Consider the following 21,131-nt stretch of genomic DNA (forward strand, 5'->3'; position numbering starts at 1 on the left):
AGAATTATATGGGAATCAACTATGAGCATGAATGATAAAGTTGCTTTAGTCACTGGCGCAAGCCGTGGTATCGGCGCTGCAATTGCTGAGCAATTAGGTAAGGCTGGTGCGATTGTTGTTGGTACAGCTACCAGTGAATCGGGTGCAGAAAAAATTACTGCGCGTTTCGCTGAGCAAGGTGTTCGCGGTGTCGGTAAGGTATTAAATGTTACCGATGCAGATTCTGTTGCTGAATTATTAAAAAGTGTCACTGAAGAGTTCGGTGCGCCTTCTATTCTGGTTAACAACGCAGGTATCACTAAAGATAATTTATTGATGCGCATGAGTGACGATGAATGGTTTGATGTAATTAATACCAACCTCAGTGCGATCTATCGCTTAAGCAAAGGTGTTTTGCGCGGCATGATGAAAGCTCGTTGGGGTCGCATCATTAACATTAGTTCTGTTGTTGGTGCTATGGGTAATCCTGGGCAGTCTAACTACGCCGCAACTAAAGCTGGTGTAGCAGGTTTCGCGCGCTCATTGGCAGCTGAAGTGGGTTCGCGCAACATTACTGTTAATACCGTGGCGCCAGGGTTTATTGATACCGATATGACCAAGGTATTGCCAGAGGAACAAAAACAACAATTATTGTCACGTATTCCTCTGGGTCGCTTAGGTGCACCTGAAGAGATTGCTGCGGTTGTTGTATTTTTAGCCAGCGATGCCGGCGGTTACATTAGCGGGGAAACTATTCACGTAAATGGCGGCATGTACATGTCTTAAATTTTGCGTGTAAGTAGCTGTTTTTTAAAGAAAAATTTGGTTTTATTAAGTTTTTTTGGTTCGATGCGTTACAAGTCATTTAAATAGATGTAAAATGCGCGTCGATTTTGCCGAATCATATGTCGGGCAATCAGCTTCCGGCGACTGTCGGCTCAACTAACTGACGGTTTTGTCATAAACATTTAGGAGTTACATAACATCATGAGTAGCATTGAAGAACGCGTAAAAAAGATCGTTGCTGAGCAATTAGGCGTTAAAGAAGACGAAGTGAAAAACGAAGCTTCTTTCGTAGAAGATCTGGGCGCAGATTCTTTGGATACCGTAGAGTTGGTAATGGCTCTCGAAGAAGAATTCGAAACTGAAATTCCTGATGAAGAAGCAGAAAAGATTACTACTGTTCAATTGGCTATTGATTACATCAATTCAAACTTGGCGTAATTTCCAAAGCTGATTACTTATCTTCTCGAAAAGCCGTATTATTGCGAAATAGTACGGCTTTTTCTTTTGCCGCAATTTGGTTTCAATAAATTATTTTGTGGTCAAGAATTTTCCCTGCATTGAGTGTTATTCTGGCTCAAGTGTCAAACTGAGGAGTTTCAAAACGTGTCACGCAGAAGAGTTGTCGTTACTGGTCTAGGTATGATCAGTTCACTGGGAAATACAGTTGCTGATACCTGGCATGGCATTGTAAATGGTAAGAGCGGTGTTTCTACCATTTCTAGTTTTGATGCTTCTGCATTCACAACTCAATTCAGTGCTTCAGTTAAAGATCTCGTTGTCGATGATTATTTTCCCGGCAAAGAAGCGCGCAAAATGGACGCGTTTATTCAGTACGGTATGGTTGCGGGTATTCAAGCTATTCGTGATTCGGGTCTTGAAGTCACCGAAGCTAATGCCGACCGTATAGGTGTTTCTATTGGTTCCGGGATTGGTGGTATTGGCACCATTACCGAGGGCGCAATTACCCTTAACGAAAAAGGCCCGCGTCGCATATCACCATTTTTTGTTCCCAGCGCAATTATTAACATGATTTCGGGAAATCTCTCGATCATGCATAACCTGCGCGGCCCTAATATCGCTATCACCACCGCTTGCACCACCGGTACTCACAGTATTGGTTTTGGTGCCCGTATGATTCAATACGGTGATGCCGATGTGATGGTGGTTGGTGGTGCAGAGATGGCGACTACGCCACTTGGTTTGGGCGGTTTCGCTGCTGCGCGCGCGCTTTCTACCCGCAACGATAATCCGCAAGCGGCAAGTCGCCCATGGGACAAAGACCGCGACGGTTTTGTTTTGGGCGATGGGGCGGGTGTATTAGTTCTAGAAGAATATGAACACGCGAAGGCTCGTGGTGCGCGCATTTATGCTGAGCTTGTTGGCTTTGGTATGAGTGGTGATGCTTACCACATGACTTCCCCACCAGAAAACGGCTCTGGTGCAGCGGCATCTATGTTGAATGCAATTCGCGACGCGCAAATCGATGTGTCTGGCATTCACTACGTAAACGCTCACGGTACTTCAACGCCCGCTGGTGATAAAGCGGAGTGTCAGGCAGTTAAGTCGGTGTGGGGTTCATCTGCGAATAATGTTGCCGTGAGTTCGACTAAATCTATGATTGGCCATTTGCTTGGGGCTGCCGGTGCGGTCGAAGCAATTTTTAGTGTGTTGGCAATTCGCGATCAGGTTGCGCCGCCCACTATTAATTTGGACAATCCAGAAGACGGTTGCGATATCAATCTTGTGCCGCATACCGCACAAGAGCGAAAAATCGATGCAGTGCTTTCCAACTCATTTGGCTTTGGTGGAACTAACGGTTCAATTATTTTTAGAAAAATTTAATTATTTTTCTTTGAGTCAAAAACCAAAAACGCCGAACCACAGTTCGGCGTTTTTGTATTAATAATATCAAGAGTGAATTATGCAGCACACACTTCCTGTCATCGCTGTCAATGGAGTTATTGACGCCCAAGTGTCTCCACTTGATCGTGGATTCGCTTATGGCGATGGTGTGTTTGAAACCTGTAAATTACAGAATGCAAAAATTCCTTTGTGGGATCTGCACAAAGATCGCTTAATCAAAAGTTGTGAAAAATTATTTATTCCTATCGCAATTGATGTGCTGGAAACCCAATTAGCAGAATTAATTTCAGGACTTTCGATAGCAGATACGCAAAATGCTGTTGTAAAAATTACTGTGACACGCGGCCAGGGTGGTAGGGGCTACAGTGTGCCAACTCTCGTAACGCCAACAATCGTTATAGGTATTTTTCCGGCAGTCAATTATCCGCCACATTATTTTTCTGACGGAATTACTGTCAGGTATTGTAAGCAGCGTTTAAGTGTTAACCCCGGCTTGGCAGGTTTAAAACATCTTAATCGCCTTGAACAAATATTGGCTCGCGCTGAATGGAATGATGGATCCATTGCAGAAGGTATTATGTTTGATACGAGGGAGCGTTTAATTGAAGGCGTGTTTAGCAATATATTTTTGATAAAAAATGGCGAGATATTTACTCCCGACTTGTCAGAAGCGGGTGTGTCAGGGGTAATGCGACGTTTTATCATTGAAACTATAGCGCCTAAGGCAGGTCTTAATATCCAGGTGAAATCGCTTTATGTTGATGACTTGCTTAATGCGGATGCGATTTTTCTGTGCAATAGTCTTTACGGGGTTTGGCCTGTCGCAAATTTAATCGATGAAAAAGTCTTGAGTTTCCCAATTCATAAAATAACTTGCAGCTTACAAGATTTAATAACCGAAGCCTTGGCCTCGTAATACCACAGCCCCATCAATGCCAGGATTAATTGTTCGAATTAAATGAAATTAACATTATCCACAACTAAAGGCCGTGTCCTTTCCGGATTTCTGGCTGTTATTTTATTGGTCGCTATTGCGGTTGGCTTCCTGTGGTTTAGTTTTCAGCAGTGGCTGCAATCACCATTGAACGTACCGCATAGCGGTTTCCATTATGATCTGGATTCCGGTAAATCCTTAAGCCATTTGTCCAATGATCTTGCCAAGCAAAAGGTATTAACCCATGCGCGCTGGCTCAATTGGTATGCACGTTATTATCAAAAGGAAAAAATACATCCGGGCGAATATTTATTGGAAGAAGGAATCACTCCTTTAGGCCTGCTGGAAAAGTTGAATAAAGGTGACATAGTTCTGCACCAGGTCACGTTTTTGGAAGGATGGAATTTCAAGCAAGTGATGGCGGCGCTTAATCAGGAGCCCAATCTTAAGCATCTACTTTCGGATAAATCTGATACCGAGCGTTTGCAGATTTTAAATTTACCCATCAGTCATCCGGAGGGTTGGTTTTTTCCAGACACTTATCGTTTTTCACGCGGCACCACTGATGTTGAAATATTAACGCAAGCCTACAGTGCCATGCGCAAAACCTTAAATGAGCTCTGGGCAAACAAGGCTGAAAATTTGCCTTACGGCTCGGATTATCAAGCGCTGATCATGGCGTCGATTATTGAAAAGGAAACCGGCAGCGCAAGTGAACGTAATCAAATTGCAGGTGTTTTTGTGCGCCGTTTACAGCTAGGTATGAAGTTACAGACTGACCCCACGGTAATTTATGGAATGGGCGAGGCATACAGCGGAAAAATCGGGCGTGATCATCTGACAACACCAACTTTGTATAATACTTATGTTATCCAGGGTTTACCGCCAACACCCATCGCCATTCCCGGTAAGGCATCGCTTTACGCCGCCCTGCACCCTGATGCAAGTAAGGCGCTTTATTTTGTTGCAAAGGGTGATGGCACCAGCGTGTTTTCGGATACTCTGAGCGAACACCAACGTGCGGTAGCGCGTTATCAACTGCAGCGCAGTTCTGACTACCGCTCAACGCCTAAATAGCACCTCATAGCAATGACAATCATGGGGTGCTTACACTACAATAACCCCTAATTTTCGTCACTTGTCCTTATTCTGGAATTTATAGCAGCATGACTGACCACATTGTTTCTCCCGACGCAAACGCATCCCCCGAAAACAAAAAACCGCTGCATTTTTTGCAACAAATTATTCGTAAAGATTTAGAGCAGGGCACACATCAATCTATCGCGACCCGTTTTCCTCCTGAGCCTAATGGCTATCTCCATATTGGCCATGCAAAATCTATTTGCCTGAACTTTGGTTTGGCAGAGGAATTTGGCGGTACTTGCAATCTTCGCTTCGACGACACTAATCCTGAAAAAGAAAACGAAGAATTTGTTAATTCCATTAAACAAGATGTTGAGTGGTTGGGTTTTAAGTGGAATGGCAATGTACGTTACACATCCGATTATTTTGACCAATTACATGCATGGGCGATTCATTTAATTGAACAAGGCTTGGCGTTTGTATGTGATTTAAATGCAGAGCAAATGCGGGAATATCGTGGCACTTTAATTGAGGCTGGAAAAAACAGTCCATTCCGTGACCGCTCTGTTGCCGAAAACCTGGCTTTGTTTGAAAAGATGCGTGCCGGTGAATTTGAAGAAGGCGCCTGTTCATTGCGTGCAAAAATTGATATGGCATCGCCCAATATTAATTTGCGTGATCCTATTCTTTATCGCATCAAGAAGGCCCATCACCACCAAACTGGTGACAAGTGGTGCATTTATCCTTCCTACGATTTTGCACACGGCCAAAGCGATGCAATTGAGGGCATTACGCATTCCATTTGCACCCTGGAGTTTGAAGATCACAAACCACTGTACGAATGGTTTATTCAAAATCTTCCTGTGCCTGCAGTTCCGCGTCAGTACGAATTTGCACGTTTGAATATCAATTATTCGGTAACAAGCAAGCGCAAATTAAAACAATTGGTTGATGAAAATCACGTTGATGGCTGGAACGATCCACGTATGCCAACGATTTCCGGTATGCGTCGTCGCGGTTATACTCCAGCAGCCTTGCGCGATTTCTGTGATCGTATTGGTGTTACTCGTTCAGATGGTATCGTGGATGTTGGTGTGCTTGAATTCTGCGTGCGCGATGATCTGGATAAAAATGCTCCGCGTGCAATGTGTGTATTGCGCCCGCTAAAAGTTACTTTGACTAACTATCCTGTTGATCAAGTTGAAACCTTAAGTGTTCATAATCACCCTAATCGTGATGATTTGGGTGATCGCGTAGTTCCATTTACACAAACTGTTTTTATTGAACAGGAAGATTTCCGCGAAGAAGCCAATAAAAAATATAAGCGTTTAGTGTTGGGTAAACGTGTACGCTTGCGCGGCGCTTATGTGATTGAAGCTGATGAAGCGGTTAAAGATGAGGCTGGAAATATCGTTGAAATACGTGCACGCATTATTGAAGGCACTTTGGGTAAAGATCCTGCTGATGGTGTAAAACCTAAAGGCGTAATTCATTGGGTTTCTGCCACGCAAAATGTTGATTGCGAAGTGCGAATTTTTGAGCGCTTATTTACTGACGAAGCACCAGATGCTGGCGGTAAAAATTTCCTGGATTCGATTAATCCTAACAACCTGGAGATTTTAACAGGTTGTAAGGCAGAGCTGAGTTTAGGTAAAGCTAAGTTAGATGATCGCTTTCAATTTGAACGCCAAGGTTATTTCTGTTTGGATAGTAAATATTCCAGCGCTGACAAAATCGTGTTTAACCGTACCATTGGTTTAAAAGACAGTTTTGCAAAAATTGATGATCAAGAATAATTTTATATTTCGCTATTTGTTACGGATTAAATAATGCTTCAGATATACAACACACTCACACGTCAAAAAGAAATTTTTAAACCCATGCAGCCGGGAAAAATTTCTATGTATGTCTGCGGCATCACCGTTTACGACTATTGCCATATAGGTCACGCTCGCGTATTGGTCGCGTTTGATGTAATTACGCGCTTTTTGCGTAGCCAAAGTTGGGACGTTAATTACGTTCGCAATATCACCGATATTGATGACAAAATTATCAATCGCGCCAAAGAAAATGGTGAGGAATATACTGACCTCACAAAACGCTTCATTGACTATATGCATGAAGATGAAGCTCGTTTAGGTATTGCCCGCCCGGACATTGAGCCGCGTGCGACCGGCTTTATAGACGGCATTATTGATATGAGCAAAACGCTTATTGATAAAGGCCATGCTTACGCCGCAACTAATGGCGATGTTTACTACCGTGTAACCAGCTTTAAAGATTACGGCAAACTTACCAATAAAAATGTGGATGAGTTGCTTGCGGGTGCACGTGTTGAAGTTGATGAAGTTAAAGAAGATCCGCGTGATTTTGTACTTTGGAAAGCGGCCAAAGAAGGCGATCCATCATGGCAATCACCTTGGGGTAATGGTCGCCCAGGCTGGCATATTGAATGTTCAGCAATGAGTAAAAAATGCTGCGGCGATACCTTTGATATCCACGGTGGAGGCCCTGATTTACCTTTCCCGCATCACGAAAATGAAATTGCACAAAGCGAAGCCGCCAACGGTTGCAAATATGTAAATTATTGGATGCACGCCGGCGCTGTGCGCGTCGATGGTGAAAAAATGTCGAAATCACTCGGCAATTTTTTCACGATACGCGATGTGCTGGAAAAATATCATCCAGAAGTTGTACGTTTTTTATTGGTAAGCAGCCATTACCGTAGCCCAATTAATTATGCAGAAGATAATTTAATTGAAGCGCGTGCGGGGCTGGAGCGTTTCTACGGTGCGTTGCGCAATTACACCAATATTGCTCCCCTGGCTTTTGCCGAGATGCAGGATAGTGTTTATTACAAAGCCTTTGTCGAGGCTATGAATGATGACTTCAATACTCGCGTGGCCTTGGCGGGCATGTATGATTTGGTGCGCGATTTAAATAATGCCAAAGACGAACCGGAAGTAGCAAAAAACTTGGCTGCTCAATTGAAAGCTTTTGGCTTGATCTTAGGTGTATTGCAAGAGAATCCAGAAGTGTTTTTACAAGCGGGTGGTAATGATGTTATCGCTGCTGAAAAAGTCGAACAATTAATTGCTGAGCGTATACAGGCGAAAGCCGACAAAAATTACGCCCGTGCAGATGAAATCCGTAAATATCTTCTTGAGCAAAAAGTAGTGCTTGAGGATTCCAAAACCGGTGGAACTCTTTGGCGTAGAGAATAACTTCATAAATAGGGATATAAAATGAAAAGCATGTTTGCGTTGTTGTGTGTGTTGGGGCTGGCTGGTTGTGCAACTGGGAAACAAAATCCAGCCAGCACTATCAATGATGATGAATTGCTGAGGAAAGGCACGGCGCTGGTTGCAAATGGATCTGCCCAACGGGCTATAAATGAATATTTCAATCCTATCATTGAACGCTGCAATACACAGAAAGCGAATTATAAGGGAAAGATTTATGCGGCGCGTAATCAGGTTGAAACCATTTTCTATCTTGGTTTAGCCGGTGCCGAAAATGTGGATGCGCAAGTCATTTCGGCAACATGCCCTGAAGCTCTTTTTATGAAAGCCTACTCCAGTTTTGATTTGGGGCAGTTGGAAAACGCAATTAGATTTTTAAATGAAGCCTTGGAGTGGTCGCCGCTTAATGCAAATTATTTGGCTGAACTTGGAAATATTTACCAAACCCAGCGCGATTGGAATACTGCCTTAGAAAAGTATTCACTTGCTGAAGACTACGCGTTAACTTATTCGCCAGAATCCATTAGAACGAGGGAGTTAGCGCGAGCCAAACGTGGAGTTGGATTTGTGCTGATTGAGTTGGGTAGATTGGATGAGGCGGAAAAGAAGTTTAAAGAATGTCTTGAGCTGGATAAGAATGATAAAAATGCATTGAATGAGCTTGAATACATCAAGCAACTTAAAAGCAAAGACAAAAAAGCCTCTTAAGAGGCTTTTTTATACGCGTTGCAAAATAATCTCTAAGACCAATTTGCTGCCGAAATAAGCCAGCATCAAAAACAAAAAGCCTGCCAGTGTCCAGCGAATTGCGGTGTTGCCGCGCCATCCCAATTTATATTTACCCAGCAATAAAAAGCCGTACACAATCCAGGCAGCGATTGAAAACACCGTTTTGTGTACCAAGTGTTGTGCAAAAATATTATCGAGAAAAATAAAACCGCTCAGTATGGATAGCGTAAGTAAAATTTGCCCGACCAAAACAAACTCAAATAATAAGGCTTCCATGGTTTGTAGCGGCGGCAAGTAACGCAAATATTGCAAGCCGGTTCTGCTTTTCAGATGACGATTTTGGTAGGAGAGGAGCATTGCTTGCAAAGTCGCAATCGTTAACAGGCTGTAGGCGATAATGGATAAAATAACGTGGCTGGCCAAGGTGTAATTGAGTTGCAAAATAGTGCTTTCGGTATGCGAGTACAAGGTTGTAACTATGGCCAGGGCAGAGCAAGGCAGTAAAAATATAAATAGATTATGCAGCGCTTTCTTCAAGCTACTTAAAAGCACTATGGCATTGATCACCCAAAAAATTTGGGAAGATACCGTGAAAAAACTTAGTTGAACTCCCTCAGGCTTTACGCTGATTCCATAAATTCCAATGGCATGTATCGCCAGGGTCAATCCAATTCCGGCAAGAAATTTCGTCAGGTGTAAATCTTTCTGTTGGATCAATTGACGCGCCAGATAGATACCTAAAGCGGCATAAAGAACTGCGGCGGTAATGTTAGCTATGACAAACAGCATAAACAGGCTCAATAAGAATGTAGCTATAGATTTATAGTGATGTTAAGAACGCGGCGCAATGATAAACAATCTCAATAGCGAGTTTGTCATAAGGGAAGCCTAATTGCCATGGCTGCCGATAATTCAGCAAGAATTGTCCATCAAACTCGCCTATAAACATGGGTTTAAGGTTATAATCGCGGCCATTTTTCGGCGGCTAGCCCGCTAATTAAGCCCACATTGAAGATCGAGACTAGCTATGTTTGAGAATCTAACGGATCGCTTATCCCACACATTCCGCAGTATTACCGGCAAAGCCCGCCTGAGCGAAGATAATATTAAAGATGCCTTGCGCGATGTACGTAAAGCCTTGCTTGAGGCAGATGTTGCGTTACCGGTAGTTAAATCTTTTATAGACACAGTTCGCAGCCGTGCATTGGGTGCGCAAATTAGCAAGGCGCTTAATCCCGGTCAGCAATTTCTCAAAATTGTTGAGAATGAACTTATCGCTACCATGGGCCAAGCAAATGAGCGCTTGAATCTTGCCCAGCAACCTCCAGCAATTGTGTTGATGGCCGGTCTACAAGGTGCGGGTAAAACCACATCTGTTGCTAAATTAGCCAAGTTTTTGAAAGAGCGTGAAAAGAAAAAAGTTTTAGTGGTGAGTGCGGATGTTTATCGTCCAGCCGCGATCAAGCAATTGGAAACCTTGGCGGGCGAAGTAGAAGTCGATTTCTTCCCTTCCAATATTGAACAAAAACCGGTGGATATTGCACGAGCCGCTATTGATCACGCCAAGCGTCAATTCTTCGATGTGCTGTTAGTGGACACCGCTGGCCGTTTGCATGTCGATGAAGAATTGATGACCGAAATTAAAGATTTGCATGCGGCGATCAATCCCATTGAAACCTTGTTCGTGATCGACGCCATGATTGGTCAGGACGCAGTGAATACTGCCAAAGCGTTTAACGATGCCTTGCCATTGACCGGTGTAATTCTTACGAAGGCAGACGGTGATGCGCGCGGTGGTGCTGCGCTTTCTGTTCGCCATATTACTGGCAAGCCAATTAAATTTTTAGGTATGGGCGAAAAGGTTGATGCACTTGAGCCTTTCCATCCCGAGCGTGTTGCTTCGCGTATTCTTGGTATGGGCGATGTTATGTCGCTGATTGAGCAAGCTGAACGTTCAATCGACAAAGAAAAAGCAGACAAGTTAATTAAGAAAGTAACTAAAGGCCAAAAATTTGATTTGGAAGATTTGCGCGATCAATTGCAGCAAATGCAAAACATGGGCGGCCTAACATCTATGTTGGATAAGTTACCCGGTATGGGAAATGTTGCACAGCTTGCTCAAAGTTCCAACATGAATAAACAATTTAAAACCATGGAAGCTATCATCAGTTCCATGACGCCGGAAGAGCGCCGCAATCCTGATGACTTAAGTGGTTCACGCAAACGCCGTATTACTTTAGGTTCTGGAACACAAATCCAGGATTTGAATCGCTTGTTAAAACAACACAAACAAATGGCGAAGATGATGGGCAAAATGAAAGGTGGTGGCATGGCCAAAATGATGCGTGGCATTGGCGGTGCAATGGGTGGTTTGGGGGGAGCAGGTGGCTTGCCCGGATTACCACCAAAGCGATAAGTTCAAGATTAAAAAAAGGCGCAGAAAATGCGCCTTTTTTATTTTATACAGTGTGAATTATTCGCCTTGCAAGGTAATTACAATGGAGCGGCTGCCGCCATGATTACGATGCTCACACAAATAAATTCCCTGCCAAATGCCCATGTTCAATCTGCCTTTGGTAACGGGAATATTTACGTTGGAACCCAAAATACTCGCCTTTAAATGTGCGGGCAGGTCATCGCTACCTTCATCCATATGTTTGTAATAGGGTTCGTCTTCAGGAACTGCGCGATTAAAAAAACTTTCAAAATCTTGCCGAACTGTTGGGTCTGCATTTTCGTTAATACTTAAAGATGCCGATGTGTGTTTGATAAAAACATTTAGCAATCCAATATTGATACTTCTCAGCTCTGGAATCTGTGCAAGGATTTCATCGGTTACCAAATGAAATCCGCGGTTGCGCGGCTTTAATTGAATTTCTTTTTGATGCCACATAGAAAATCCTTAGTTGTTTGTTTTTTTCACATCTGCCTCGCAGGCACCCGCGCGATATTCAATAACTTTTGCATCCGCACAAGCTGAGCATCCGTTGCCATAAGTTTTTTCTTCAGTTGAGGGGCAGGGTGCTGTTATGCAGCGCACTCCAGTGTCGCGAGTGGCGCATACCGGAAGATATTCCCGAGTACACATTTGCACGCGCTCTTCCGGGCATTTAGTAGCTTCCGGATTTGTTGTCGGCTTGCTAGTTGGTGCGGAGGTGCAAGATACGATTGTTAGTAAGAAGCTAGTCACCACCATTTTTCGCAACATATTAATGACCTCAGCTGAACCTAATGGATTATCGCGCTGGATTTAATTTTTTGCAGTTAATGCTGAACCTTCAAACTTCACTCCATTCCAACCGTGGCGAATAAAGTTACGGATGTTTTGATGATCTGTTGCATCCGGGTGCTGTAAAACATCAACGCGGTAATAATCACCAAAGCAATGTAAGGTTTGCTCAACGGATAAGTTGTGTAATTTTGCAAGCGATAAAAGCTTGCATGAGCCAGAATTTTGTCCTGCAGCATTTTCAAGATCGCCATTGCGAAAAGCGGTCGGTGTGAAGTCATAATTTGCATCGACAGTTGCGATAGTATCCGCAAAACTAATTTGCTCGGGGGCTGTCTTTAGTTGAGTTAAAAAGTCGTCAAGTTGCATGGTGTTATCCTGATAAAAGTCAGGCATTATTTTACGGCCTGCGTTTAAAAGCATCTAGCGTTTAATACCGGTTACAGCGGATGTTTTTACAAATTAATCAACAATATCAAGTAGCTATTCGCTTTTATGTAGACTATGTTATTACTACAGCCCACGGATTCAGGTTCATAAAGTGACAATCAAAAAGCGCCCCATTTATATTCCCTTTGCCGGACCAGCGTTACTTGAGGCGCCGTTGTTAAATAAAGGAAGCGCATTCAGCGAACGAGAGCGCCAACAATTTAATTTGGAAGGTTTGCTGCCTTATCGCATTGAATCCATTGACGAGCAAAAAACTCGCGCCTATCACCAGTTGAATGCATTTCAATCAGATATCGATAAACACATATACCTTCGCAATATCCAGGACACTAACGAAACGCTTTATTTTCGCCTCTTGACTGAGCACCTGGAAGAAGTAATGCCCCTTATTTATACACCTACCGTGGGGCAGGCGTGCCAACAGTTTTCAAAAATTTATCGCCGCAAACGTGGATTATTTATTTCCTACCCCGACCGCGACCGCATGGATGACATGCTGCAAAACGCTACCAAACAAAATGTGAAAGTCATCGTAGTCACCGACGGTGAGCGTATTTTAGGTTTGGGCGACCAGGGTATTGGCGGTATGGGAATTCCTATTGGCAAGCTCGCGCTCTATACCGCCTGTGGTGGAATCAGTCCCGCTTATGTGTTGCCCGTTACGCTTGATGTTGGTTGTAACAATCCCGCAGTGATTGATGACCCTATGTACATGGGTTGGAAAAATCAGCGCATTACGGGCGACGATTATTATGCGTTTGTTGATGAGTTCATCCAGGCGGTAAAAATGCGCTGGCCCAAGGCATTGCTACAATTCGAGGATTTTGCTGGCGACCATGCCACCCCCTTGTTGAATCGCTACAGGCACGAACTCTGCTGTTTTAATGACGATATTCAGGGGACTGCAGCCGTTGCCATAGGCACGCTTTTGGCTGCCTGTTTTGCCAAAGGGGAGCGCCTGCGCGATCAACGTATCGCTTTTGCCGGGGCAGGCTCTGCCGGATGCGGGATTGCTGAACAGCTGGTCAGGCAGATGATGATTGAAGGTTTAACGGAACAGGAAGCTCACGATCAGATTTTCCTGGTTAGTAAAGATGGGTTGCTGCAAACCAGCTCCAAAGGTTTATTTGATTTCCAAAAACACCTTTGCGTTCCGGATGCGGTTGTTAATCGATGGACGCTCACCCATGAACGCAATGAGGGTGTAGTTAACTTGCTTGACGTGGTGGTGAATGCGAAACCGACAGTTCTCATAGGTGTATCTGGTCAGCCCAATCTGTTTACCAAAAGGATTGTGGAGACTATGCAGTCTTATTGCGAGCGCCCCATTATTTTTCCTTTATCCAACCCGACATCCCAAGCCGAAGCTCAACCCGTAGATTTATTGCGCTGGACAGCAGGTAAGGCGTTAATCGCAACTGGCAGCCCTTTTGCAGCAGTAGATATGGGCAGTCGTCACTTTGAAATTGCCCAGTGCAACAACAGCTACATTTTCCCGGGGTTGGGTCTGGGTGTGATATCGGCGAAAGCCAAACGTATTACCGACAATATGATGACTGCCGCAAGCCAGGCTTTGGCCGATGCATCACCAGCGCTGAGTAGCCCGGGCGCTGCTTTATTGCCGCCGCTTAACGAAATTCGGGCGCTTAGCCAAACCATTGCGTTGGCCGTATTCAAGCAGGCGGTTGCTGATGGTGTGGCCATGCCGATTCCAGAAGACATTATGCGGGAAAAGATCGCCGCCGAATTTTGGCAGCCAGAATACCGTGAATATAGACGCACCTCATTTTAGGCGGCTATCTACTGAATTATTTTTAGCTTTAACAGGATTGCAAATGTCATTAGTTGAAGACGCACCCATAAGTTTAACGGGAGCTGAAACCATAGGAGATATGGCGGGCGACGCGGGTGCACGGAGATTTATCGCTGCATTATTGATGTCGCCAGATTGCCCGGCTTATAGCATGAATCCAGACCAGCTTGACGGTTACTTACGTGCCGTTGCTGCCGAGCCTAAACCCACAGATATCAAAGACTGGATGCCGCTTGTATTTGGTGGCGAACTGCCCGGTTTTATTAGTGGTTACCCTATAGATATGATTACTAATGCACTGATAAGCCTCTATAATTCTCATAGAGCTCAGGTGTTAAACAACCAATGCACCTTATCTTTTCCCTACGAGTATGCAGAAGATAGGGCGTCTCGTATCCAGGCCGAACAATGGGCCAGGGGATTCATGCAGGGGTACATATTTTGGCAGGATATTTGGAGCCAATATTTAGATGAAAACCAGACGGGTTCCAATCTAGCTGTTATACTGCCAATATCGACAAATGATGAAATAGACGACATTCTCGCTACGATAAGTGCAGTTGCCGATGCGAACTATGCCCTGCAAACGGGTGTCACAATCCCTGATTTGACACAAATGTTTAACCGGTTACCGCAAAAAGTAATTGAATATGGTCGAATTGCCCATATTATCCGTAGTAATAGCTATGCTGAAGCTTGTGAGAGAGCAACACCGTAGCCTTAGTCGTCCACAGAATCAGGTGTTGATAACACGTTTTATGCAATACAAGTACTTTCAACCGTTACCTTATCGAGATGTTTAAAAAGGACTGCATGATGGATTTTTCTTCTGCGCAAAAATATCTATTAAGTAAAAACCAGGCGGTACAGACATTTCCGCAAGACCCCAATGTTGGTGTGTACAAGGTCTGCCACAAAATGTTTGCCACCCTGACTTCAGGCGTTGCTTTTGCACGCATTAATTTGAAATGTGACCCGGACTTGGCGCTGGAGTTACGTGCTCAATATGATGCGGTTCAGCCTGGTTATCAAATGAACAAAAAGCATTGGAACACCGTAATTTTCGACGGCAGTATTTCTGACGAAGAAATTTATGAAATGATTGACCATTCTTACAATCTGATTGTGAGTAATTTGTTAGATCACGAGCGTGAACGTTTGTTGAAAAATGGCTGATCTTCCGCAAGATGACACTGTTTTAAATCAACAATCGGTGGATTTTGGCACTCGTCTAAAATATATCCGCGAGTACAATGGGTTATCCCAAAGGGAATTGGCAAAGCGGGCAGGAGTTCCGCACAGCAGCATTTCAATGATTGAGCAAGGTGTTAACAGCCCGTCAATCAACTCCCTCGCCAAAATTCTTGGCGGCATCCCTATGAGCGTTGCACAGTTTTTTAGCTGTGACTTATCTTTGTTAAGCCAACAAATTTTTCGCGCTGAGGATTTGCGCGCAAAGCAGCGCACGGTTTCAAGTTCTATCAACTCCCAGAACATTCCACTTCAAAACGCTAGTACGCAAACCCGTTTTGAGCGACTTGCTTACGCCGTAAATTCAGATACAGGTGAAGTACCCCAATATTCCGCACAGGCAGTCAGCGGCTATATTCTGAGTGGTAGCATCGAGTTAACCCTCAACACCGAAGTCGTTATTTTGGCAAGCGGCGATGCTTTTTCCCTCGGCGCTATGCAACCATTTCGTTTTCGCAATATATCAACTACAGAAGAATGCTTGATTTTGACCTGCACCCTGTAAAAAGCGTGTCGCCTCTAACAACATTTGTTTGCCATAAAACCAACCATTTATCCCTCGCAATTCCACTTTTGGTGCATGCTTTTCACCTATGTGCATTTGCCTGCTACACTAAATCCAGCTTCAGCATTTTTATATCAACCTCTAAGAGAAGATGCTTATGTTTCAAGGAAAAGCGCTATCCCTCACCAAACACTCCGATGGCATCGCCGAATTAATTTTTGATTTACAAGGCGAATCGGTTAATAAATTTAATTTGTTGGCCGTCTCTGAACTCGATCAAATCCTGACTCTGCTTGAGCAAGCTAAAGACATTAAAGGCTTGTTGGTTACCAGTGCGAAAGATGTATTCATAGTCGGCGCAGACATCATGGAGTTCGGCGCTGTTTTCGCTGCAGGCCCTGAGCAAATTATTGGGCACCTCGCTAACAACAACCGCAACAATTGCCGACTTGAAGATTTACCATTCCCAACAGTGGTTGCCATTAACGGCATCGCATTGGGTGGCGGCTTGGAGTTTTGTTTGTCCTGCGATTATCGTATCGCCAGCACAGCAGCCAGTAAAATTGGTTTACCGGAAACCAAACTCGGCATTATTCCGGGGTGGGGCGGAACGGTTCGCTTACCTCGCGTTGCAGGTTTGGATACTGCTGTTGAATGGATTGCCGCTGGCAAAGAAAATACTGCTGAACAGGCGCTCACTGCGCGCGTAGTTGATGCAGTGGTAGAGCCCGCAAAATTACGCGATGCTGCATTGCACACCTTAAATCAAGCCATTGCGGGCAAGTTCGATTACAAAGCCCGCCGCGAACAGAAAAAAGGCCCGCTGAAGTTAAACTTTATTGAATCCATGATGGCTTTCGAAACTTCAAAAGCATTCGTGGGCGGACAAGCAGGGCGCAATTATCCCGCCCCAGTTTCTGCTATCAAGGCTATGCAAAAAGCTGCAGATAAAGGTCGCGATGAAGCGCTGCAAGCAGAAGCCGAAAATTTCGCAAAAATGGCGCAAACACCTGTTGCACAATCTCTCGTGGGCATTTTTGTTAATGAGCAATTGCTGACGAAAAAAGCCAAAAGCTGGGAGAAAAAGGCAGATAAGAAAATCGCTCGCGCTGCGGTATTAGGTGCGGGGATTATGGGGGGCGGCATCGCTTACCAATCTGCACTTAAAGGCACTGCAATTAAAATGAAAGATATAGCGCAAGCGGGTATTGATCTTGGTCTTTCAGAAGCCAATAAATTATTGAGCAAGCGCGTTGAACGCAAAAAAATGACTGCCGCTGAAATGGGGGATGTGCTCAATCGTATTGAACCCACTTTGGTTTACGATGGCTTTGATAAAGTTGATATTGTTGTTGAAGCTGTTGTTGAAAATCCAAAAGTAAAACAAAGTGTGTTGGCCGAAGCTGAAACAAAAGTGAGCGCAGATACTGTGCTTGCCTCTAATACGTCGACAATTTCTATCACCTATCTTGCAGAAGCTTTGCAGCGCCCCGAAAATTTTTGCGGCATGCATTTCTTTAACCCTGTGCACATGATGCCATTGGTAGAAGTTATTCGCGGTGCAAAAACATCTGATAACGCTGTCGCTCGTACAGTTGCTTACGCAAATGCCATGGGCAAAAAAGCAATTGTGGTGAAAGATTGCCCCGGCTTTTTGGTGAACCGTGTGTTGTTTCCCTATTTGGCTGGTTTTGCAATGTTGGTGCGCGATGGTGTTGATTATCAACGCATCGATAAATTAATGGAAACCTGGGGTTGGCCTATGGGCCCGGCTTATTTGTTGGATGTAGTGGGAATTGATACTGCTGTTCACGCTGAAAAGGTAATGGCCGATGGTTTTCCTGATCGCATGAAACGCGATTTTAAATCTTGTACAGATGTAATGTTTGCAGCGGGTCGTTTAGGGCAAAAAAATTCAAAAGGTTTTTACAATTACGAACTTGATAAAAAAGGCAAACCAGCAAAAGTTGCGAGCCCAGAAGCACTCGAACTATTGAAGCCGATTGTTGCTGCAACTCCATTAGAAATTAGCGATGACGATATCATCGCGCGCATGATGGTGCCCATGGCAACTGAGCTTGCTCGTTGCCTGGAAGAAGGTATTGTTGAGACGGCAGCTGAAGCTGATATGGCGTTGGTTTACGGAACAGGGTTTCCGCCGTTCAGAGGTGGCGTGTTCCGCTGGATTGATTTTATCGGCGCACAAACCTTTATCGATATGGCTGCAAAATTCAGTAGCCTAAGTGCGCTCTACGAACCACCTGCGAGCTTGAAAGCAAAAGCCGCTAACAACCAACGCTTTTACGGTTAGGAGAAAACAATAATGAGCTTACAACCACGTGATGCCGTAATCGTCGACTATGCCCGCAGTGCAATGGGTAAATCAAAAGCAGGTTGCTTCCGCAATGTTCGCGCTGATGATATTTCTGCCGCAATTATTAAAGGCTTATTGGCGCGCAATCCAAATGTTGATCCAGCCACTATCGACGATATGTTGTGGGGCTGCGTTATGCAGCGCGAAGAGCAGGCTTTCAATATCGCGCGTAATATTTTATTGCTCGCCGGTTTGCCACATACAATTCCTGCGCAAACCATTAACCGTTTATGCGGTTCGTCAATGGCTGCTTTGCACACGGCAACTGCAAATATTCGTGCAAATATTGGCGATGTTTATTTGATTGGCGGTGTTGAACATATGGGACATTTGCCCATGTACGAATCAGTTTCTATTAATCCATTGCTTGGTCTTTCTGTTGCAAAAGCAGCGGGCAACATGGGGATGACCGCCGAGTATCTCGCACTTTTGCATGGTATTAATCGCCAGCAAATGGATGAGTTCGGCGCACGCTCGCATCAACTCGCTGCTGCCGCTCGCGCTGAAGGTCGTTTCGCGCGCGAAATTATTGCAGTGGAAGGTCACAATGCGGATGGTTATTTAATTCAAGTTGAAGAAGATGAAACCATTCGCCCTGAAACAACAGTTGAAGCACTTTCAAAATTGCCGCCCGTGTTTAACCCGAAAGATGGTCAAGTTACTGCGGGTACCTCATCGCAATTAAGCGATGGTGCATCGGTAATGCTAGTGATGTCTGCAGAGCGCGCGCAATCGCTTGGTTTAAAACCTATCGCAAAAGTTGTTTCAACAGGCTTAGCGGGGGTTGATCCATCCATCATGGGTTACGGTCCTGTTCCTTCTACAGAAAAAGCATTGAAAGTTGCGGGCCTAACAATGGATGACATTGAAGTTGTAGAGCTCAACGAAGCTTTTGCTGCGCAAGCTTTGCCTGTATTAAAAGATTTGAAGCTGCTCGACAAATTGAATGACAAAGTAAACCTCAATGGTGGTGCAATTGCACTTGGGCACCCGTTTGGATGTTCAGGTACGCGCATCACTGGTTCGCTCTTGACTGTGATGCAACAAAAAAGTGCGACGCTAGGTGCATCGACAATGTGTATTGGTTTAGGGCAGGGGATTACGACAATTTTGGAACGTTTAAATTAAGTTTCGTTGCTTAAAAGTTATTTGAGTTAATCAGAAGCTGTCTTTAAAACAGCATCTGTTTTAAACAGGGGGGCGTCATCCTCGTAGAGGATCCAGTGACTTAAAAATTTTTAAGTCACTGGATCCTCTACGAGGATGACGACTCCCAATAAAATACAGTAAAGCGTTAGATATCTCTGCATGTTTTTTTCTCTCTAAATTATCTCGCCGTAACGAAACAGAATTTATAGAAGGAATTGCTTTCATGCCTACACCTATCGACCAATATCTCAATATCCTCGCCAAAAAAGATGGCTCAGATTTATACCTGAGCACAGGTGCTCCTCCTTGCGCAAAATTCCAGGGCACCTTAAAGCCTTTATCGCAAGACGTATACAAAGCAGGTGAAATTGAAGCCATTGCCAATGAAATTATGGATGAAGAACAGCGCGAGATTTTTAAGCACGAGCTGGAAATGAACCTGGCGATTTCAATTCACGGGGTTGGTAGATTTCGCATCAACATTTTCAAGCAACGTAACGAAACATCGATTGTTGCTCGTAATATTAAAACCGATATTCCACAGTTCGATAGTCTTGGCTTACCTGAAGTTTTGAAAGATGTGGTTATGAGTAAGCGTGGCTTGGTGCTTTTTGTTGGTGGGACGGGCTCAGGTAAATCCACTTCTTTGGCAGCACTAATTGATCACCGCAACAGTTCAAGCGGCGGGCACATAATTACCATTGAAGATCCTGTTGAGTTTGTTCATAAACATAAGAAAAGCGTGATCAACCAGCGTGAAGTTGGTGTGGATACACGCAGCTATAAAGCGGCACTGAAAAATACATTACGCCAAGCGCCTGATGTTATTTTGATTGGGGAAGTTCGCGACCGCGAAACTATGGAGCATGCACTGGAGTTTGCTGAAACGGGCCACCTGGCAATATCAACGCTTCATGCCAATAATGCGAACCAGGCATTAGAGCGCATTGTCAATATGTTTCCCGAGGAACGCCGCCCTCAATTGCTCATGGGGTTGTCACAAAATTTGCGCGCTTTTGTGTCACAACGTTTATTGCCAACTGTTGATGGAAAACGCTGCGCCGCTATTGAAATTTTGTTGGGGTCAAAAACGATTCAAGAGTTGATTTTGAAAGGCCGCTTTACCGAAATAAAAGAAATTATGGAAAAGTCTGAAAATTTGGGAATGCAAACCTTCGATGGCGCACTTTTCAAGCTTTATATGGCCGGTAAAATCAGCCTGGATGATGCGATTACTAATGCGGATTCACCCAATAATTTACGCCTGCGCATTAAATTGGCTGGCGATTCTACGGTCGCACCCACACCTGAAGCCGTGAAAGCCGCGAGTGCACCCGCCAGTTTTGCCGAGTTGAGCCTCGAAAAAATAGATGACGACGAAAACACGTAGCTAAAAGCGATTTGAACACAGGCAATGATCTTCTGATAGAATGCCGCCTCCTTTGTGTCTGGAGTGGTTATGTCGTCCTCTTTTTACGAAATTCTTGAGCTGTCATCTGGCGAAATTGTATTAAAGCGCAGTGGCGATGAAAGCTCAGTTGAGCCTTTGGTAACGCTCAAATTTTCAGCAGAATCTATAGCATTTTTAGGTGCAGCACGCTTTGAAGTTGCCAAGGCAATGATTGAGGCAGGGATGGAAGCCGCGAGTGAATTAGCGGAACAAAGTCATGACGACATAACGGCCGATTTAAACGATATAGAACACCATATTTTGCATTAACAGCTGCGTATTTTTAAACATCCC

At 44.4% G+C, this 21,131-nt stretch carries 21 protein-coding genes; 17 read left to right on the forward strand and 4 right to left on the reverse strand.

The window, feature by feature from the left end; genetic code table 11:
* Positions 1 to 21 precede the first annotated feature (21 nt).
* The 8 genes from fabG (at position 22) to IE104_RS18980 (ending at position 8,595) form a co-directional block, all read left to right on the forward strand.
* Positions 22 to 765 (forward strand): 3-oxoacyl-ACP reductase FabG, encoded by a 744-nt coding sequence (gene fabG / locus IE104_RS07000; protein WP_189417000.1) that lies wholly within the window; start codon positions 22 to 24, stop codon positions 763 to 765.
* A gap of 201 nt (positions 766 to 966) precedes the next feature.
* Positions 967 to 1,203 (forward strand): acyl carrier protein, encoded by a 237-nt coding sequence (acpP, locus tag IE104_RS07005; protein ID WP_189417002.1) that lies wholly within the window; start codon positions 967 to 969, stop codon positions 1,201 to 1,203.
* A gap of 165 nt (positions 1,204 to 1,368) precedes the next feature.
* Complete coding sequence (fabF, locus tag IE104_RS07010; protein ID WP_189417003.1) at positions 1,369 to 2,607, forward strand: beta-ketoacyl-ACP synthase II; 1,239 nt, start codon at positions 1,369 to 1,371, stop codon at positions 2,605 to 2,607.
* Between the two features lie 79 nt (positions 2,608 to 2,686).
* The gene (gene pabC, locus IE104_RS07015; RefSeq protein ID WP_189417005.1) at positions 2,687 to 3,544 is read left to right on the forward strand and encodes an aminodeoxychorismate lyase; all 858 of its coding nucleotides are present in this window, start codon (positions 2,687 to 2,689) and stop codon (positions 3,542 to 3,544) included.
* Between the two features lie 42 nt (positions 3,545 to 3,586).
* Positions 3,587 to 4,639, forward strand: coding sequence for an endolytic transglycosylase MltG (gene mltG / locus IE104_RS07020; protein ID WP_189417007.1), 1,053 nt, complete (start codon positions 3,587 to 3,589; stop codon positions 4,637 to 4,639).
* An 89-nt stretch (positions 4,640 to 4,728) separates the two neighbouring features.
* On the forward strand, positions 4,729 to 6,441 hold the full coding sequence (locus IE104_RS07025) for a glutamine--tRNA ligase/YqeY domain fusion protein (RefSeq protein WP_189417008.1): 1,713 nt from the start codon (positions 4,729 to 4,731) through the stop codon (positions 6,439 to 6,441).
* A gap of 30 nt (positions 6,442 to 6,471) precedes the next feature.
* Complete coding sequence (cysS, locus tag IE104_RS07030; RefSeq protein WP_229837814.1) at positions 6,472 to 7,869, forward strand: cysteine--tRNA ligase; 1,398 nt, start codon at positions 6,472 to 6,474, stop codon at positions 7,867 to 7,869.
* A gap of 21 nt (positions 7,870 to 7,890) precedes the next feature.
* Entirely contained in the window at positions 7,891 to 8,595 is a 705-nt protein-coding gene (locus IE104_RS18980) for a tetratricopeptide repeat protein (protein ID WP_229837689.1), read from the forward strand.
* Between the two features lie 9 nt (positions 8,596 to 8,604).
* Here the strand turns inward: IE104_RS18980 and IE104_RS07040 are convergent, their stop codons facing one another.
* Positions 8,605 to 9,405 (reverse strand): cytochrome C assembly family protein, encoded by an 801-nt coding sequence (locus IE104_RS07040; protein WP_189417017.1) that lies wholly within the window; start codon positions 9,403 to 9,405, stop codon positions 8,605 to 8,607.
* 238 nt (positions 9,406 to 9,643) lie between these two features.
* Between IE104_RS07040 and ffh the strand changes: the two genes are divergently transcribed.
* Entirely contained in the window at positions 9,644 to 11,032 is a 1,389-nt protein-coding gene (gene ffh, locus IE104_RS07045) for a signal recognition particle protein (protein WP_189417019.1), read from the forward strand.
* Positions 11,033 to 11,089: 57 nt separating this feature from the next.
* Here ffh and IE104_RS07050 read toward each other — a convergent pair whose 3' ends face one another.
* The 3 genes from IE104_RS07050 to IE104_RS07060 are packed head-to-tail and all read right to left on the reverse strand — an operon-like array spanning position 11,090 to position 12,214.
* Complete coding sequence (locus tag IE104_RS07050; RefSeq protein WP_189417021.1) at positions 11,090 to 11,509, reverse strand: secondary thiamine-phosphate synthase enzyme YjbQ; 420 nt, start codon at positions 11,507 to 11,509, stop codon at positions 11,090 to 11,092.
* A 9-nt stretch (positions 11,510 to 11,518) separates the two neighbouring features.
* Positions 11,519 to 11,824, reverse strand: a complete 306-nt coding sequence (locus IE104_RS07055; protein ID WP_189417023.1) for a hypothetical protein — start codon at positions 11,822 to 11,824, stop codon at positions 11,519 to 11,521.
* Positions 11,825 to 11,866: 42 nt separating this feature from the next.
* On the reverse strand, positions 11,867 to 12,214 hold the full coding sequence (locus IE104_RS07060) for a HopJ type III effector protein (protein WP_189417025.1): 348 nt from the start codon (positions 12,212 to 12,214) through the stop codon (positions 11,867 to 11,869).
* 172 nt (positions 12,215 to 12,386) lie between these two features.
* On the opposite strand from IE104_RS07060, the gene IE104_RS07065 reads away from it, so the two are divergent.
* From IE104_RS07065 to IE104_RS07100, 8 genes are all read left to right on the forward strand, one after another.
* Positions 12,387 to 14,087, forward strand: a complete 1,701-nt coding sequence (locus tag IE104_RS07065; RefSeq protein ID WP_308429271.1) for an NAD-dependent malic enzyme — start codon at positions 12,387 to 12,389, stop codon at positions 14,085 to 14,087.
* A gap of 43 nt (positions 14,088 to 14,130) precedes the next feature.
* Positions 14,131 to 14,826, forward strand: coding sequence for a YecA/YgfB family protein (locus IE104_RS07070; protein WP_189417027.1), 696 nt, complete (start codon positions 14,131 to 14,133; stop codon positions 14,824 to 14,826).
* A 95-nt stretch (positions 14,827 to 14,921) separates the two neighbouring features.
* Complete coding sequence (locus IE104_RS07075) at positions 14,922 to 15,284, forward strand: MmcQ/YjbR family DNA-binding protein (protein WP_229837690.1); 363 nt, start codon at positions 14,922 to 14,924, stop codon at positions 15,282 to 15,284.
* Positions 15,277 to 15,864: a helix-turn-helix domain-containing protein gene (locus IE104_RS07080; protein WP_189417029.1), complete on the forward strand. Its 588-nt coding sequence runs from the start codon at positions 15,277 to 15,279 to the stop codon at positions 15,862 to 15,864. The genes IE104_RS07075 and IE104_RS07080 overlap by 8 nt, the downstream gene beginning before the upstream one ends.
* 157 nt (positions 15,865 to 16,021) lie before the next feature.
* Complete coding sequence (gene fadB / locus IE104_RS07085; protein WP_268247514.1) at positions 16,022 to 18,175, forward strand: fatty acid oxidation complex subunit alpha FadB; 2,154 nt, start codon at positions 16,022 to 16,024, stop codon at positions 18,173 to 18,175.
* Positions 18,176 to 18,187: 12 nt separating this feature from the next.
* Positions 18,188 to 19,366, forward strand: a complete 1,179-nt coding sequence (gene fadA / locus IE104_RS07090) for an acetyl-CoA C-acyltransferase FadA (RefSeq protein WP_189417042.1) — start codon at positions 18,188 to 18,190, stop codon at positions 19,364 to 19,366.
* Between the two features lie 244 nt (positions 19,367 to 19,610).
* Entirely contained in the window at positions 19,611 to 20,777 is a 1,167-nt protein-coding gene (locus tag IE104_RS07095) for a PilT/PilU family type 4a pilus ATPase (RefSeq protein WP_189417043.1), read from the forward strand.
* A 69-nt stretch (positions 20,778 to 20,846) separates the two neighbouring features.
* The gene (locus IE104_RS07100; RefSeq protein ID WP_189417044.1) at positions 20,847 to 21,107 is read left to right on the forward strand and encodes a hypothetical protein; all 261 of its coding nucleotides are present in this window, start codon (positions 20,847 to 20,849) and stop codon (positions 21,105 to 21,107) included.
* Positions 21,108 to 21,131: the final 24 nt, after the last annotated feature.

This window comes from Cellvibrio zantedeschiae (assembly GCF_014652535.1).
Taxonomy (GTDB): Bacteria; Pseudomonadota; Gammaproteobacteria; order Pseudomonadales; family Cellvibrionaceae; genus Cellvibrio; species Cellvibrio zantedeschiae.